Origin of the sequence: Thauera phenylacetica B4P (assembly GCF_000310225.1) — a bacterium.
Classification (GTDB): Bacteria; Pseudomonadota; Gammaproteobacteria; order Burkholderiales; family Rhodocyclaceae; genus Thauera; species Thauera phenylacetica.
The window spans coordinates 136319-151950 of sequence record NZ_AMXF01000001.1 but is presented as its reverse complement, the minus strand read 5'-3'; the positions used below and the strand labels follow the sequence as shown (position 1 = coordinate 151950).

Sequence of the window (15632 nt, the reverse complement as noted above, 5' to 3'; positions counted from 1 at the left end):
GAATCGATCAAGGAAATTCGATGGATCCGTGGTGGTGCGAAGGCAAACGCCCAGCCCCTAGGACCCACGCAAGGAACAGTTACAAGCCCTGTTCGATAATAATGATTCGTATTACGATTGCTACCCGGAACGGGCTCATTGCTGCCCGCATCGGATCAACAAAGGCAAGAGGAAGCGATGCATTGATGCCCAGGTCGGACGCAGCCACATCGGTACCCCATCTCCTGGCTACGGAGATGATCAGAGACCCCAGCGAAGCCTTGGGGCTGGACCTTGTCTCGTCCAGTCATCGGCGGGTGGCGACGCGAGAGGGTGTGCAGCTGATGCACTGGTCCACGCGTCTGGCCAACCCAATCGAGCTCAGCGTGCTCGATGACAGCGGGTTCATCCATTTCAGCTACGTATTGCTGGGCGAATCCCTCGCGGTGCTGAACGGCAGGAAAGGACACGGTGTCGGTCGGAAGATCGACGAGCGCCAAGTGCACGCAGCCAGCGGCAACATCGCGTTTGGCCCCGGTCAGTGCTGGCGATTTCACCAGCACGGCGTTTACGAGAGCGTTGGCGTCATGCTGCGACATGACGCATTCGAGCAGTTGGTGGGCGACGCCGAGCCGACGCTGCGCCGTGCGCTGTCAAATGGACTGTGTTTTGAGACCGGGCACCGCGGCACGGAATTGCATGCCACGGCCCAAGCATTGGCGCATGCGATGCGACACCGTCCGGGCGACAGCGAAGCTTCAGGAGAGCGGCACCCTTTATGGCTGCAGGCGCAAGGACTGACGCTGGTGAGCCTGCTTCTGGAGGCGCGGGCCGATACGGGTGGCGCAGGCGGATTGGACCGAGCAGATCAAATGCGTCTGGCCCGTGCGCGCGCGCATCTCCTGTCCGATCTGTCGCAGCCTCCGCTGATCCTGGATGTGGCGCGCGAGAACGGGCTGAGCCCGGCGAAACTGAAGCGCGGGTTTCGCGCGCTGTACGGCTTCAGTGTGTACGGCCTGTTCCAGCATGAGCGCATGAACGAGGCCCGGCGCCGCCTGCTGCGGGACGACACCAGTGTGTCGGCAGTGGCGTGCGATCTGGGCTACTCGAACATGAGCCACTTCTCAGCGGCATTTCGCAAGCAGTTCGGCGTCAATCCGGGAGAGGCCAGACGGCGCGGCCGATGATCCGGCTGGCAATGAGCTCCTATGCGGATTTCTGCTTCCGAGTGGTAGTCGGATAGCCGAATGCGAAGAAGAAATGAGATACGCGAATCGTCCCGTGCGTGGGAGCAAGCGCGGCATCCCGCTCGTGTTCCGTATCAAAATCCGCCCCCGTGAACATCGCAGAAGGCCGGGCATAAGGGAGGCCCGAAGGCAAGCGCCGCAAACGCAGAAACGTGGCAAGCACAGCGTCCTGGAGTGCCTCCCTGATGGGTGGCACCACCTCAGGCTCCGGATCCAGCAGAACTCCCACCATGGCCGCAACAGCCTCCTTTCGGCTATAGATGCCCGTGACGAATCGCCCCAATCCCTGGTCTTGTAGATAGTGGTCACGGTGTTTCTTCTGGCGACCCAGGCGTTTGAACTCGAAGACCAGCTTCATGCCGCGGACGTCATCGTTCCAGCCGTAGACAATATCGGTCCGCCGCTCCTCAAGCATCGCGCCAGTGTTCGGATCAACGTCCCCGATGATGTCTTCGGCAGCCCACATACCGAGTAAGCCGCGTTCCCGTGCGACGTGGTTCTCAACGTACACCTTCAGCCGTTTGGTCAGCCCATCTTCCTTCGTCTTGGGATTGAAATCCGGGCGCGGCCGTCCCGCCAATTCTGTCCAGCCCTGACGCAGCGCCTCCACGGCCTCCGTGGCCGGCTGGATCGGAAAGGCGGCAAACCAGTCGACTGGAGACATCATGCTGTCGCCTCCCCCTTCTCGACGGATTGGCGCACTTGCACACCACGGACGATATGCTCGGCATCTCGAAGAGCCTTTCGCACTGTCCAGTTGCGCTTGGTAAGCGGCCGCACAAGGTACAGCGCACCATCAACCCAGAGGTGCACATCCGGCACCAGGCACAGGAAGTCTCCCGATGGAATCGCGCAAAGCCCCGCATTTCTCAACTCGGCGAGTGTCGCAAGCACCAACTCGTCATTCATCGACGCGCTGACCTCGGGCCTGTCGGTGGAATCTCCCAGATACGAAATCCGCACGATGCCTGACGGCCCGGCGCGACTCGGATCGTTCGCAACCACATCGACACGGAATCGGCCTTGGCCGCGTGCCTTCGTTCTCCACGCGGTCAAGGCATTGGCGAGTGCCTGCGCATAGATGCCGCAGTCCTCGGAGCTGGCCCTATGCTGAGCTGGGGTGTCCAGACTTTTGAAACTGCGCGGCCGCACAGAGGGCATGAGGACGCGAACCGATTCACGGATCAACGTCTGCTCTTCACCGGAGAGTCCGAAATAGGAAAAAACCGCCTCGTCAAACTCGTCACGCAACTCATCGTAGCGGGATGCTTGCTCAAGTTCGGGCAAGGCCATCAATTCCGCCATGCGAGCCTGAACCGCCAAGAGCGCGTCCCGTGCCGCCGCCGGATCCGGCGCATCCTCTGGCACAAAGAACGGGAAGGTTTCGACGTCAGCCAGATGCACGCCGTTGCGCTCGCACAGCATCTTCCAGCCACGCATCATGAGAAAGTAGCGGGCGAGCGTCGAGCGCAGATACGCCGCAGTGAACTGAAGCAGGGCAGCGTCCTCCTCGCGGCCAGCGATCACGCCGATGCTGTGGGTGAAGGAGGCCTGCCCATCGTAGTAGACCGCGCGAATGTTCTGCTCACCCTTGGAGAAACCATCCGGGAAAAGCACTCGCGGTCCATCGAAAACGGCACGCACCCCTTCGTTCAAACCCACGACCGTGTCCTGAGCCTCAGGCCAATTGGCCAGCAGTTCGGGATGAAGAACAGGCGAGCCCGCACGCAGCGCCGCAATGGGCACGAATGGCATCTGGCGCAGCTCGCCGGGATCGACCGCCTCACGGCTCTTGTCATGGAGATGGATCCCCTTGCGATATACCCAGCGCCGAAACTCGCGGGGCCCACGCCAGAAATCGGCAAACGTACCGCGCAAGGTCAACCGCGTCCAGATGGACAGGTCACTGGCATCTCCCCACATCATGGCGACAAGCAGTTGCGGATCCTCGGCAACCGAGCGGGTCTGCAGCGTGTGGCGATCGGCGGACTGCATGGTCAGCCGACCGAGGGCAAGACTAAGGTCGGCTTTCGGCACCAAATAGTCGAACGTCTCCCCAAACGGAATGTGACTCAACAAGCCATCCGGACGCCTCTCCCCCAGGAAGACATGGCACGTGTTTTCAGCCGTAGGAAACAGCAGCCCCTGCAGATCGCCAAAGTTGATCAGGCGTGACGGTCGGTATCCCTTGAGAAGGTGAGCGACAAAGTCCGCGCTGGAAGCGCCGAGAAATTGGCCGATGGGAAGGATCAGGCAAGCTCGACCGCCCTCCGAGAGAAATTCAAGCGCGCGCAGCGCGTAGGCACCGGCGATCTGCCGCCGTGCGAAAGGAACACCAGCGCGATCCGCCCAGTCATCCGCCGACGTTCGGCTCTCACCCTCAGGTTCTGCCCAGGGAGGATTGGAGATGACCAATGAAAATCGGCGGGTGTGGAACGTGTGGGAAGTCCGGAAGAAGTCGGCCCGTTGGCTGCCATGGGCAAGGTTGCTCCCGTTGAGGGAGGGCAGCTTCGTTCCATCGCGCTCCTGTGCCGCCAAGATGTCCGCTGGGGCCAGCCCCTCAAGGAGTGACAGGTACAGGCTGAAGGCCGTCACGCGGCACGCCATGAAATTGATGTCGCCGCCAAAGATGCTGCGCTTGAGGAGCTCGCCCCGCTCGGCGAATCCGAGTTGTCTCCCCTGCCGCGCCTCGCACAGTGCAATCAGGCGACGATAGGCTGTGGTCAGCAGGATGCCTGAACCGCAGGCCCCATCAAAAATCGTCTCCGCCAACGGATCGGGCGAGGCCATGAGCGCCTGTTCAACCGCCAGCATTGCCAGGTTGCGGGGCGTGTAGTAGGCGCCATCTTTGGCCTGCTGCTCTGGCGTCAGAAACTTCTCATACAGACCGGAGAGCAGTTCGACGGGTATGTAGCTGAAATCGTAATTCCAGAAATCGCCCTGCCCCGTCTCCATGTCGGTTCGACGCAGAAACTGGTTCAGGAAGTCGAATCCGTCATCTGTGAGGGCAGTCCAGGGATCGTGCCGGTCGTCACCCAGGAAATCGCCATTGAAATCTCCCCGCAGACGATCGACCAGCACGCGCACGCCCTCGCGGTCCATTCGCGCAACGAGGTCATGAAGCTCACCGACGTCGCGACGCCCGCGATAGGTCACTCCAACAATCTCCCGATGCTCCAGATAGGAGATGAAGAGCACCTGCCCCATGAGCAGCTCTGCCCATCGCTTGCGGTCACTGGTCTTTGCTGCGCCACGAAAACCAGTACCCGCAAGTTTCGACACTGTCACCGACAAGTTCGCAAGCAGCTTGCTGTCCACCCGAGCCTTGACGTCGAACCAAGCCGGCAGCCTTCGCGACAGATTCGCAGTGGCGACATCGAGGGCGGAAAACGGACCATCCGGCCTGGCTTCTTGCAGACTGAAACGCTGCTCAGCCTTCTGGAGCTTTCGGACCGGTAGCGCAACCGCTTCGCGGTCGCGCAGCTCGATCACCACCGTTGCCAGGTTCTGATTCCAAATGCGTTTGCGGACATCGTCGAGCGCAGAAGCCGACAAAGGCTGGTCATCCGCCATGAAGACAACGGTTGGCACGCCTTCCACCACGAAAACCGCCTGAGCCCGAACGGCCCCGTCCGGCTTGAGCAGCGACTTGATCTCCAACGCATAAGGGTGCGCTTCGGAGATCGCCGCACCGCGGACGTGAAGCGCCGCAGGCTCGGCGGCATAGCCGAGCCTGTCCAGCCACTGCTTCAGCACTGCGTCCGCCACGCTACGCCCCTCTCCCTCTGCGCATCAAACCGTGCCGACCACGCACTGCGACGCTCCAAGCTTGGCGGCTCATGCTGAGCTCCTCTGGCGGGGGCGACTCACCGCCTTGACCGTCGGGGTATCGCGCGTGGCAGGCAAGGAGAAAAGATCAAGTTGACCAGCAGCCACATCAGGCAAGGCAAAGCCGTCCCGCAGGACAGCAAGGTGCGGATCGAGACGAACAACGATGGCATCGGCTTCGGACGGCAGCGACCCATCATCCAGAAAGAACCATGTGCCTCCGGGAGCCAACGCCAAGCGCCGGCCCCAAAGCGCAATGAAAGAGGTTGATCGCAGCGCCTTGCGCAACTGGGCGAACGCGCTTTGATGCGTCTGCAGCTCAACAGCAAACTGGTCGCGAAGAAGCACGGCCAGCCGAAGGACGAGGATGGTTTGCCAACTGAACTGTGCTGGCGATCCTTTCGTCTTCGGACGCACGTCCGCCGGCACCAGCGCACGTCGACTGGTCCACTCGCGAAGCTTCTCTATCGAAAGGCCCGTCAGCTTCGATGCCACCGGGGTCGGGACCAGTCGCATAGCCATCCTTTCAACAGAGTTCGCCAACGTCGGGTATGGTACCCGATTTCCTCCAAAGGTAGGGTACCGTACCCGAACTCTTCCTCCCTCGGAGGACGCCGTGTTCAGCACACCGCACAAGCCGGCAATGTCGGCATCGGCTGATCGGTCCACCAGGTCCAGGGCGGAGGCGCTATCCGCGCAATCACCTGCACTTTGGCCGCACGTTCCTTTGCCTCGGCGAACGCGCTGACCACGTGAAGGGCGACTGGCTCGGCGCCGGTGTCAGCCAGCAGTGCGTTCGGAAACCCCGCCGTGATCCTCGCGTCGTAACGCAAGGGCTTGATGAAACGCCGCTGCTGCTCCACCAGGGCGTGGATGAATTCAATTTCGTGCGCGCCCTCCACGGGAATCCAGTGTTCGGTCGTCAACATCAAGCTCAACGCGTCCACTTCATAGACGTGCTCACGCTTGGCGCGAATCAAGGCCGTCAACACCAGCCGTGGCCGGTAGCCCGCATCGGCGTCCTGCACTTCGAAGTACGCCGAATAGGCCCGCCGAGCGCGCTCCCAGGTCTTGTCGGCGATGAGCAGCGGCGCGTCAGGCATGTGCTTGATCCACACACGACGCCCAAACGCTGTCGCCTCGCAGGTCTTGAACTCGCCCAGAACCACCGCCAGCGGCGACTGACCCTCACGTGGTTGCAGGATCGCGAGCTTGTCGCGGCGGCGCTGGGCGGCCGCGGCTTTCGAAGCCTCGCTGAAGGGCTCGGGGACATGGAGGCGTTGAGCCAGTGGCTGTCCCTTGACGATCATCTCCGCCGCGGCCTCCAGCAAGTGCTTGCAGATGACACCCTGGTTGCGCTTGCCCGCCATGGCGGGCAACCAGCGATTGAAGCCCGCCCGTTCGAAAAGGAAGTGCGTCAAGGCGCGCAGGCTCATCCGGCGACGCGGGACGTTGATCTCACCCGGATCATGGGGCTCACCCGGCGCGACACCCCGGCCGAGGACGCGCACCCACGGAAAATCCACGCGCAACTCGACGCTGCCCGCCAGGGTCTCGATGATGGCCTCCCCCATCAGTTCGCCGAGCCCGGACTGCTGGGCATCCGGCTCATAGGACGGGCACTGCGGATGATGCTGCCCACCAGTGCCCGGCATGCGCTTGACGACGTACTGCCGGTGGCGCGCCACGTACATCTCGACACCGTCAGGCACGCACAGGCAACGCGGCCGATCCACCCCCTCGCGCACGCGCGCCAGAACCTCCTGCAAGCGAGGATCCAGAGCGTCATACACCTGTCCGGCGATGGAATAGCGCTGAGCGTCCATGGAGGTCTCGAAAAGCCCATCGTGCTGGCGGCAAGACCGGAACGCCATCCAAAATCACTGCCCTATCGGCCCGATTTCGATGTCGGCCTCCATGTGCTCGGTGCAACCAGATGAAGGTCGACGGAGTCGAATACCATGTAGCAAGTCGAGGGTTCACCATGACCATCAGAACGTTCCGTGCGCTGTGCTGTGTCGCAGCCATGTCGGCGCCCGTGCTGCATGCTGCAGCCGACGTCGCGGTGCAATTCATCCATCCCGAGCACTATGCCGACGCGGGCGACTACGGCGTGCGCTCCCAGCGCAACCTCGAGTCCATCAAGCGGCACCTGCAGGCCCTGGGAGATCGCTGCCTGCCGGCGGGCCATACGCTGGACATCAGAATCATCGACCTCGACCTGGCGGGCCGACACGAGTGGTGGCGCCCTGGCACGTACGATGTGCGCATCATGCGCGGTGTCACGTGGCCGCGGGCGGACCTCGAGTACCTCTGGAAGGACGCACAGGGCAAGGTACTCGCCGAACGGCAGGAGCGTGTTTCGGACATGGACTACCTGTCTCGCAGTGCGTTTGTCCGCTCCGACGGCGATCCGCTGGTGTACGACAAGGCCATGCTCACCGAGTGGTTCGAGCGGCGATTCTGTCCGCAACACCGTGGCTGAGCACCCGCGAAAAGGCACGGTCAGACGCCCCGCCCATCCAGGCGAACCCGAGCCTTGTTGAGCCGGCGAGAAGCGCCTACATCGGGTTGAACTCCACGCGCCGAAGGACTGGCGCACAGCCCGCCAACGCCTCGTCCAACGTCAGCACCTCCTCGATGTGATGGGCGCCCGGTGCCAGACGGCCAACCAGCAACGTGCGCGCCACCCAGACTGCCACCGCAGCCGTGCATGCCGCCTCCCCATCCCCGGCAACGACCCAACTCGCGCGATCGCCAGACTGGCTGAGGGCATCGACCTGGACCATGAATCCATTTCCGCCGATCGGCGCATGGGCCGCTGTCCATGCCAGCGACTTCGCCAAACCGTCCGGCGGCAGCCACTGCCGGACGCGCCAGCGCGCCATCCAGGCAAATGCCTGCGTCACCAGCCGCGAATCGAAACACAGCCAGGTGGCCGCCGACTGCATCGCCAGGGTACGCGGCAACGTGTGCTGCTCCGAGAAGTCGAAGCGGTAGGCGGTTCTTCGGCCGTAGGGCGCCGCGAGCCGCACCGGCCGCGACTCGCCAAAGGCGCGAACCTCCCTTGCCCCGGCAGGGGTCTGCAGCGTGAACGTGGCACCCAAACGGTCCAGCGTCCAGCGGATGGCAGCCAGTCCATGGACCTCACCTGCGCCCAGCAGCACCGTGATGTCGGCATGCTGCAGCGGCCCCAGTTGATCGCAGGCCTGGCGCACCAGCAAATTGGTGAGCCCCGGCGCGACGCCGACGCTCAGGACCGCGCTGGAACGCTGACTTTCACCTGACGCCCATCGGGTCCGCACAGCGTCCAACACCGAGGCCGTGGCCGAGACGTCGACGTAGTGAATGCCCGCGGCCTGGCACTGCAGGGCAATCCACAGGCTCGCTTCCTCGACGCAGTTGACCACCACGGTGATCCGGTGCGGCAACACCTCGATCACCGGGAGATACCCGTCACCCAAGGCAACCGCCGTCACCCGGGGGCCCTGGACCTGGCAGAACGCGCGAGCCCGCTCCAGGCTGCGCCCGGCAACCAGCACATGACAGGGACTGTCGCGCAAAAGGGCGCGGACGATGCCGCCTCCCACCGCACCATAGCCGCCGACAACCAGCACCGCCTGGTCGGCACTCACCATCGCCTCAGGTCTCGCGTTCGTCATGGCGTGGGCTCCCCCCGCCGCAGACAGCGCCCGCCCAGCACCGTGCACAGGGCGAACGCCGCCAGTGTTCCCAACATCGCCGCGTCCCCAAAGCGGTCAAGCAGCAGGCCCGCCACAGGCGGCACCAGCACACGGCTCAGCGCGAACAGCCCGGCCTGCAGGCCGTAGTCGGCGGCCCGGCAGGCATCGCGGGAGAACTCCATCATCAAGGCGAAGGCGAGCGAAGACGCCAGCCCCATCGCCAGGGCCAGCGCGGCGCTGCCCGCCAACAGCCCCCAACGCGCCTCCACCCCAAGCTGAAAACCCAGGACAGCGGCAAACACCCCGAGGGCCAGCACATTGGCCCACGCCGACCGCCACGCCACCGCCATCAGGCGCTCGCGCCGCACCCAGCCTGCAGCCAGGCTGGCGCCTGCCCCCAGGGCCCCGCCCCCCACACCGGCGACCAGCGCCACCTGCGCGGCGGGCAGTCCGTGGTCCAGCAGCAGCGGCTTGAGGAACACCCAGGCGGCCGCAACAAAGGGAAACTGCCCGATCAGCAGCAGAGTCCAGGCCGGCGCCCCCGGCTGCTGAAAGAAGCCTCTCCAGACACGCCAGGGCGCCAGCCGCGACACGACGGCCCCTGAAAACATCGCCTGTTGCAATGGAGCGGATCCGCGGCCCAGCACGGCGACGATCACCAAGGTGCTCAACACACCCATGGCCAGAATCAGGAAAGGAAGCGTCCAACCCCTGGCCTGCTGGACCAACAGCATGAGGCCCCCGCCCACGACCGCGCCCGCAAACGTGGCCGCCGCGCGGATGCCGCCGGCCAGCGGCCTGGCCTGCGGTGGCAGCAGCCCGATGGCCAGTGCCTGCACCGGGATGTCGGCCCAGGTGGACAGCAGGGCCGCCAGCAAGGCCAGCGCAAAGAGCGTGCCCTTGCCGGCACCTTCACCCACTGCCGCCAGAGCCAGCAGGCACAGCGCAAAGCCGCCGCCCGTCAGCCACGCCCAGCGCTGCCAGGCCAAGACCCTGGACGACGGGCTGAACGCCGGATCCGGCAACACGGCAGAGCGCCGCTGCAACGGCCAGCGTTCCACCGGAATCGCCAGCAGCGCCTTGAAGACCGCAGGCAGGCCGGCAAGTTGAAAGACGCCGATCTCCGTGCCCGACCACCCTTGTTGCCGCATGACCAGCGGCAGCCCCAGCCAGAGGTAGATGGCCGGGGCCGTCAACGCGAAGTTCACCCAGCCGAACAGCAGCTGCTGGACGCCGGGACGCAGCGCGCCGTTCATGGCACGTCCCGCCGCGCCACGACGACCTGCTGCACCGCCATCGGGAACTGGCCGGATGCGAACTGCTCGATGCGCACGAAGCCGGCACGCGCCATGGCCGCAGCCAGTTCCCCCTCATGGGTCACGTGCCGCCCAAGCATGCGCAGCGGCAGGTACCACGGCACCACGCTGCATGCCTCACCCTGCTCCCTGGGCAGTTCCGCGTGCACCGCCACCAGCACACCACCCGGCCGCAGGGCGGCGAGGATCTTGTGCAGGGCCGCTTCGATGTCCGGCACGAAGTGCAGCACCGATGAACACCAGACCAGGTCGTGGTCCGACCCGATGTCGTCCGTGGCCAGGCTGCCGCCCCGCGTGGACAGGCGGGGGCCGAGCCCCCGCGCCAGGATGTTCTCGGCCGCCACGGCGACCGTCTCGGGGAAGTCGAACACGACGCCCTGAAGCTGGGAGCGCTGCTGGGCCAGCGCGATGGCCACCAGGCCCGGGCCGCCCCCCAGGTCCAGCAGCCGCTGCGCCTGCTGGAACTCCGGCAGGCGCCTCATCACCTCGACGGCGGCCGGCGCGGTCACCGCACGCTGCTCCTGCGCGATCTGCACCCGCGCCGCGGCCGCCCACTGCGCTGCGCCACCGGAGGGGCCGTGGTCAGCCGAAAGCGGGGGCTTCGGCACGCCCGGACCATGGCGGACATGCTCCCCCAGGCTGTCGACGAACCCGCGCATGGACCGCAGCCGGAACAACCAGGCCTTGGCGCAGGACAGCTCGGCCCCCTGCGTGAGGTAGGCGCGCGCACCTGCGTCGAGACGATAGATCCCGTCGGCGTCGGCCGCACCGCCGCCCTGGGCATCCTTGCCGACCGGGCCCGCGGCGTCGGCATCGCCGTCATGGCGGCCATGGCCCTGGCGCTCCAGCACACCCATGCTCCACAGCAGCTCCAGCAGATGGGCGGTGCCGACGGGGTGCAGTTGCAGGCGCTGCGCCAGCGCCGCGGCGCCGGCCGGCTCGACGAGCGCATCCAGCACGCCGAGTTCGATAGCGAGCCGCAGGCCCTCGGCCTGCACGGGCGCGACCGCCAGATCCCACCAGCGGCGCAACTCATGTGTTTGTTCGAGATTCATGGCGTCGGCCTCCTGTCGATCAAAGACGGAAGCTCAGGCGCAGCCCGGCTTCGCGAGGCGGGCTGTAGATCGTGATCGTGCTGGCGGGAAAGCCGATCACGTCGTAGTGCTTGTTGGCAGCGTTGTTGACGTAGGCCGTCAGTTCGGTGCGGGCCCACGCATAACCAGCCGACAGGTTGATGACGGCATAGCCCGACCGCTTGTTCGCCGCCGTGTTGGCCGCGTCGACGTAGACCTTGCCGACACCGACCGTCTGGGCCTGAGCGAACCAGCCGGAGGGCGCGTCGTAGCGCACGCCGAGATGGCCGTTGATGTCGGGCGCAAAGGGGTTGCGCTTGCCGGTGTGGTCGTTGGCGCCGTCACGAAACTCGCGGAAACGCGTGTGGTTGAGCCCGAGCCCCGTCTGCACCTGCCAGCCGCTGCCCATCAGCCAACGCAATTCGGCCTCGGCGCCGGTCGAGCGGGCCGACGCCGCGTTGGTCATGAACACCTGCCCGGCCACCGAGCCCATCTGCTGCACCTGCATGTCGTCGATGTCCATGCGGTAGACGGCCGCGCTGTAGCGCAGGCGGCGGTTCAAGAGGTGGCCCTTGGCACCCAGCTCGAAGGCGCGCACCTTCTCGGGCTCGTAGCGGCGATGCGTTTCCGGCGCGAAGGTGTTGAATCCCCCCGCACGGAAGCCGTCGGACACGCTGGCGTAGAGCTGCGCCGCAGGCTGCCACTGGTATTGCAGTGCGAGCTTGGGGCTGGCATGGGTCCAGCTGCGCGACTGCTCGCTGCCGCCGGCCAGTGCAAAGCGCATCTCGTCGCGCTCGATGCGCAGGCCGGCCTGGATGGACCACAGCGCCGACCCCAGTGCCGTCAGCGGCACGTCCCAGTGGGTGAACGCTGCCGTGGAATTCCCTTGCTGCGTCGAGCGCGTGCGCGCCAGCGCGAACGGCGTCTTCTGCTCGAAGTTCAAGGCGTTGTCTTCGCGGTCGAGATAGACACCGGCGACCCAGCGCGCCTCGCCGGCCTTGCCCTCCAGGCGCAGCTCCTGCGACACGGTCTTGAAGTGGTAGTCGCGCCCCAGGTGCAGGAGGTCGGCCGGCTGGAAATCGGTGTCCTGAAGAATGCGGTCGAAGTACTCGTTGCGCGCCGTGATCGAGCGCAGGCGCAGGTCGTCGGCCAGTTCATGGGAGACATCCAGTGACGCCGAACGGGCCTTGGATCGGTTCCGGCTCTCGGTGCCCGAGCGCACGGTCTCGCGCGTGCCTCCCGTCGGCCCCCACAGGGAGCCGCCGTCGTCGTGCTCGCGCTGGTTCAGCCGCAGCGTGGCATCGGTGCGGGCACTCGGCGTCCAGCGCAGGGCCACACGGCCGCCCTTGCGCTCCCGGTCGTCCTCCTTGCGGCCGGTGGTGGTGTTGTCGATGAACCCGTCCTGCCGGGCGAATTCGCCGGCCACGCCCAGGAAGAGCGTGTTGTCCACCAGGGCCCGGCTCGCATCGAAGCGCAGGGCCTGCTTGTTGCGGCTGCCCAGGTCGAGCGAGACGGCGGCGTACGGTTCATTGCCCGGGCGGCGGGTGATGATGTTCACCACGCCGGCCTCGGCATTGCGCCCATACAGTGTGGACTGCGGGCCGCGCAGCACCTCCACGCGCTCCACCCCCAGCAAGGCGTCGTCGAAGCCCAGCCCGCGCAGCGTCGCCACGCCATCCACCACCAGCGCGGTCGATGACGAAAACGAGGTGACGTTGGCCGACAGCCCGCGCATCACCGGCGGCTGCGCACCCGATTGCCCCATAGTCTGGAACACGAAGCCGGGCGTCATCGCCGCCACGCCCTCCAGACCACGCTCACCATCAGCTTCGAGCTGTTCGCCATCAAAGACGGACACGCTGGTGGGCACGCGCTCGAGCACTTGAGACTGCTTGTTCGCCGTGACCGTGACGGCCGGCAGCATAGGCTCCTGGGTCTGCTGAGCCACCGCCGACAGGGCGGTTGCCAGCATCGGCAACACCCCGATTGCCCGCAAGGGAGGAATGGGCATGGATCGTTCTCCTTGAGTATCTGATGACTTCCATGCTAAGAAAGAATGAGAATTGTTCTCACAGTATTTCGGTAGCAATCGGGAGGGTTTCGTATGCAAACGGGAGCGAGGCTGGGCACGAAGGTTGAAGAGGTGCGCGCTGTGGGGAAGACAGGCCGCCTTCCTGTCTCGGGCAACGGCTGCTGGATTGAACGCGCCACGCTCGACGATGGGCTGACGGTGGTTCGCTCGCACTACCAACCGGCGCGGGACCTCGCCGAGGCATCCACCCAGAGCGACACGGGGCCGACGCTGGTGATCACCTACGGCCTGTCCGGCGAGTCCGGCTTCGTGGCCGAGGATGGCTCCAGCCTGCGCTTTGGCGCCGGACGCACCACCCTCGCGGCCTTTGCGCACACGCGCGGCGAGCGGCACTTCCGGGCACAGACGTCCGTTCGCCAGCTCAGGCTGGTGCTCAACGGCAACGCGCTGTCGCGCTATCTGGGTGAAGCGGCCGCTGCCCGCCTGGCCAGTCGCAGGGGAATCCGCCTGCTGGGTGAACACGCGACGACGGCCTGGTGCCGCACCCTGCTCCATCCTCTGCTGTCGCCCGAGGTGGCAACGCCCGTGGATCGGCACATCGCTGCGCTGACCCTGGCAGCCGAACACTTGCGCTTGCTCATGCCGGCTGCGGTGCCGGGCGCCTCATCCCTGCGCCTGAGCGCAGCCGACGTGGAAAAACTCGCCCGAGCCCGCGATCTGATGCACACCCAGATGGATCGCGCACTGACGATTCCGTACCTCAGCGCCACCGTCGGGCTCAACGAATGTAAATTCAAGCAGGGGTTTCGTGAGCTTTACGGCACCACGCCGCACCAGTTCCTGCTCGATCTGCGCATGCGGCGCGCACGTGCATTGCTGCAGTCCGGATGTCAGGTGGCTCAGGCGGCCTACGCGGTCGGGTACCGGCACCCGGCCAGCTTCAGCGCGGCCTTCAGCCGCTACTTCGGGCAGGTGCCAAAGTCGCTGAACACACCGGTCTGACGGCGCACGTCCGGCACTACGGGGAGCGCACCCTCGTCTTCCTTCTCGGGCCGAGCGCACCGGATGCAGCCGCCTGCAGGATGCGGCGGAAGGTGGGACATTCCATATGGGACGGGGCCGGACAGACGGCTGCGTGGCGCAGGCCGTCGCGCATGGCGCTCAGTTGGCGGATCGTCCGGTCCAGTTCATCCGCCTTGGCCGTGAGCATCTGCCGGTCGATGCTGGGCTGGCCGTCCGGCGAGAACATGCGCGCGATGTCATCGAGCGAAAAACCGGCGGCACGCCCCAAGGCGATCAACGCCAGCCGCTCCAGCACGCCCGCGCCGAAAAGACGATGCAATCCGCGTCGGCCGATCGAGGCGATCAACCCCTTTTCTTCGTAAAAGCGCAGCGTCGAAGCGGGGACACCTGCGCGCCGCGCCACCTCGGTGATGTCCAGGCTTTCCATCTCATTCCTTCGGGTTGACTTCAAGTTGACTTCAAGTTGCACAGTATGGCTCCCGCCTCATTCAGGCAAGCACAAGGAGATGGACATGGAAGTCACCCCACCTACCGATGACGGGCAAGCAGCCCTGTGGAACGGCGCGGCCGGCCGGGCCTGGGTCGAGGCGCAGGAGGTGCTCGACCGGATGTTCAAACCGTTCGAGGATCTCCTCGTCACGGCAGCGTCCACCACGTCCGGCGGCCGGGTGCTGGACGTCGGCTGCGGCACGGGTGGCACGACGCTCGCGATCGCCCGGCAACTTGGCGAAGGGGGCCGCTGCACCGGCATCGACATTTCGGAGCCTATGATCGCCGCAGCCCGGGTCCGCGCAGAAAGCGAACCTGCGCCAACAAGCTTCATCCTTGCGGACGCGCAGGTTCATGCTTTCGAGCCGGCGGTCTTCGACATGATCGTCTCGCGTTTCGGCGTCATGTTCTTCGACGATCCCGTGCGGGCCTTCGCCAATCTTCGACACGCCGTGAGGGACGATGGCGAACTCCGCGTCATCGCCTGGCGCAGTCCAGCAGAAAACCCCTTCATGACGACAGCCGAACGGGCCGCGGCCCCTCTCCTGCCGAACATCCCCGCCCGTCGGCCGGATGCACCAGGGCAGTTCGCCTTTGCCAACGCGCAGCGGGTTCTAAACATCCTGGAGAACAGCGGCTGGAGTGGGATCGATATCCAACCAATCGACGTCAGCTGCACCCTTCCCGAGAAAGAACTGGTCCCCTACCTGAGCCGGCTCGGACCTGTCGGCCGGGTGCTCCAAGAGGTGGACGAAGGCGGCCGCAAAGAGGTCATCGAAACCGTCCGTGCGGCCTTCGATTCCTACGTGACGGGCTCTGCAGTCCACTTCGTTGCCGCATGCTGGATGGTCAATGCACGAGCAACATCCACTCCGCAGCGCCGATAGAGGCCGTTCGCGCCTGAGACGGTGGAATGTCCGGTCGAACGTGCGGCCTATGCACTCGCCTTGGCGAAGCCGCTG

13 protein-coding genes are annotated in these 15632 nt (G+C 65.4%); 4 read left to right on the top strand and 9 right to left on the bottom strand.

The window, feature by feature from the left end:
• Positions 1-236 precede the first annotated feature (236 nt).
• Positions 237-1166, top strand: coding sequence for a helix-turn-helix transcriptional regulator (locus C667_RS00595; RefSeq protein WP_157302044.1), 930 nt, complete (start codon positions 237-239; stop codon positions 1164-1166).
• Between the two features lie 19 nt (positions 1167-1185).
• On the opposite strand, the gene C667_RS00590 is transcribed toward C667_RS00595, so the two are convergent.
• From C667_RS00590 to C667_RS00580, 4 genes are all read right to left on the bottom strand, one after another.
• Positions 1186-1893, bottom strand: a complete 708-nt coding sequence (locus C667_RS00590) for a hypothetical protein (RefSeq protein ID WP_039920412.1) — start codon at positions 1891-1893, stop codon at positions 1186-1188.
• The gene (locus tag C667_RS00585) at positions 1890-4982 is read right to left on the bottom strand and encodes an HsdM family class I SAM-dependent methyltransferase (protein WP_211207638.1); all 3093 of its coding nucleotides are present in this window, start codon (positions 4980-4982) and stop codon (positions 1890-1892) included. The genes C667_RS00590 and C667_RS00585 overlap by 4 nt, the downstream gene beginning before the upstream one ends.
• A gap of 81 nt (positions 4983-5063) precedes the next feature.
• Positions 5064-5549: a hypothetical protein gene (locus tag C667_RS24490; RefSeq protein ID WP_211207637.1), complete on the bottom strand. Its 486-nt coding sequence runs from the start codon at positions 5547-5549 to the stop codon at positions 5064-5066.
• 125 nt (positions 5550-5674) lie between these two features.
• The gene (locus C667_RS00580; protein ID WP_039920474.1) at positions 5675-6880 is read right to left on the bottom strand and encodes a DUF1173 family protein; all 1206 of its coding nucleotides are present in this window, start codon (positions 6878-6880) and stop codon (positions 5675-5677) included.
• A gap of 158 nt (positions 6881-7038) precedes the next feature.
• Between C667_RS00580 and C667_RS00575 the strand changes: the two genes are divergently transcribed.
• Positions 7039-7539, top strand: a complete 501-nt coding sequence (locus tag C667_RS00575; RefSeq protein ID WP_039920411.1) for a DUF3016 domain-containing protein — start codon at positions 7039-7041, stop codon at positions 7537-7539.
• A 76-nt stretch (positions 7540-7615) separates the two neighbouring features.
• Here C667_RS00575 and C667_RS24235 read toward each other — a convergent pair whose 3' ends face one another.
• The 4 genes from C667_RS24235 to C667_RS00555 are packed head-to-tail and all read right to left on the bottom strand — an operon-like array spanning position 7616 to position 13137.
• Positions 7616-8716 (bottom strand): saccharopine dehydrogenase NADP-binding domain-containing protein, encoded by a 1101-nt coding sequence (locus C667_RS24235; RefSeq protein ID WP_157302042.1) that lies wholly within the window; start codon positions 8714-8716, stop codon positions 7616-7618.
• Positions 8713-9993, bottom strand: a complete 1281-nt coding sequence (locus C667_RS00565; protein WP_004355003.1) for an MFS transporter — start codon at positions 9991-9993, stop codon at positions 8713-8715. The genes C667_RS24235 and C667_RS00565 overlap by 4 nt, the downstream gene beginning before the upstream one ends.
• Entirely contained in the window at positions 9990-11108 is a 1119-nt protein-coding gene (locus C667_RS00560) for a methyltransferase (protein WP_004355000.1), read from the bottom strand. Before C667_RS00560 ends, C667_RS00565 begins: the two co-directional genes overlap by 4 nt.
• Positions 11109-11127: 19 nt before the next feature.
• Positions 11128-13137, bottom strand: coding sequence for a TonB-dependent receptor (locus C667_RS00555; protein ID WP_039920409.1), 2010 nt, complete (start codon positions 13135-13137; stop codon positions 11128-11130).
• Between the two features lie 93 nt (positions 13138-13230).
• Here C667_RS00555 and C667_RS00550 point away from each other — a divergent pair, with 93 nt between their 5' ends.
• On the top strand, positions 13231-14160 hold the full coding sequence (locus tag C667_RS00550; RefSeq protein WP_157302040.1) for a helix-turn-helix domain-containing protein: 930 nt from the start codon (positions 13231-13233) through the stop codon (positions 14158-14160).
• A gap of 16 nt (positions 14161-14176) precedes the next feature.
• Here the strand turns inward: C667_RS00550 and C667_RS00545 are convergent, their stop codons facing one another.
• Complete coding sequence (locus tag C667_RS00545) at positions 14177-14608, bottom strand: helix-turn-helix domain-containing protein (RefSeq protein WP_004354992.1); 432 nt, start codon at positions 14606-14608, stop codon at positions 14177-14179.
• Between the two features lie 85 nt (positions 14609-14693).
• Between C667_RS00545 and C667_RS00540 the strand changes: the two genes are divergently transcribed.
• Positions 14694-15557 (top strand): class I SAM-dependent methyltransferase, encoded by an 864-nt coding sequence (locus tag C667_RS00540; protein WP_004354989.1) that lies wholly within the window; start codon positions 14694-14696, stop codon positions 15555-15557.
• Positions 15558-15632: the final 75 nt, after the last annotated feature.

Bases quoted from the DNA above. Each gene is read 5' to 3' on its own strand.
- C667_RS00595 (WP_157302044.1), top strand. From the start codon at position 237: ATGATCAGAGACCCCAGCGAAGCCTTGGGGCTGGACCTTGTCTCGTCC.
- C667_RS00590 (WP_039920412.1), bottom strand. From the start codon at position 1,893: ATGATGTCTCCAGTCGACTGGTTTGCCGCCTTTCCGATCCAGCCGGCC.
- C667_RS00580 (WP_039920474.1), bottom strand. From the start codon at position 6,880: ATGGACGCTCAGCGCTATTCCATCGCCGGACAGGTGTATGACGCTCTG.
- C667_RS00575 (WP_039920411.1), top strand. From the start codon at position 7,039: ATGACCATCAGAACGTTCCGTGCGCTGTGCTGTGTCGCAGCCATGTCG.
- C667_RS24235 (WP_157302042.1), bottom strand. From the start codon at position 8,716: ATGACGAACGCGAGACCTGAGGCGATGGTGAGTGCCGACCAGGCGGTG.
- C667_RS00565 (WP_004355003.1), bottom strand. From the start codon at position 9,993: ATGAACGGCGCGCTGCGTCCCGGCGTCCAGCAGCTGCTGTTCGGCTGG.
- C667_RS00560 (WP_004355000.1), bottom strand. From the start codon at position 11,108: ATGAATCTCGAACAAACACATGAGTTGCGCCGCTGGTGGGATCTGGCG.
- C667_RS00555 (WP_039920409.1), bottom strand. From the start codon at position 13,137: ATGCCCATTCCTCCCTTGCGGGCAATCGGGGTGTTGCCGATGCTGGCA.
- C667_RS00550 (WP_157302040.1), top strand. From the start codon at position 13,231: ATGCAAACGGGAGCGAGGCTGGGCACGAAGGTTGAAGAGGTGCGCGCT.
- C667_RS00545 (WP_004354992.1), bottom strand. From the start codon at position 14,608: ATGGAAAGCCTGGACATCACCGAGGTGGCGCGGCGCGCAGGTGTCCCC.
- C667_RS00540 (WP_004354989.1), top strand. From the start codon at position 14,694: ATGGAAGTCACCCCACCTACCGATGACGGGCAAGCAGCCCTGTGGAAC.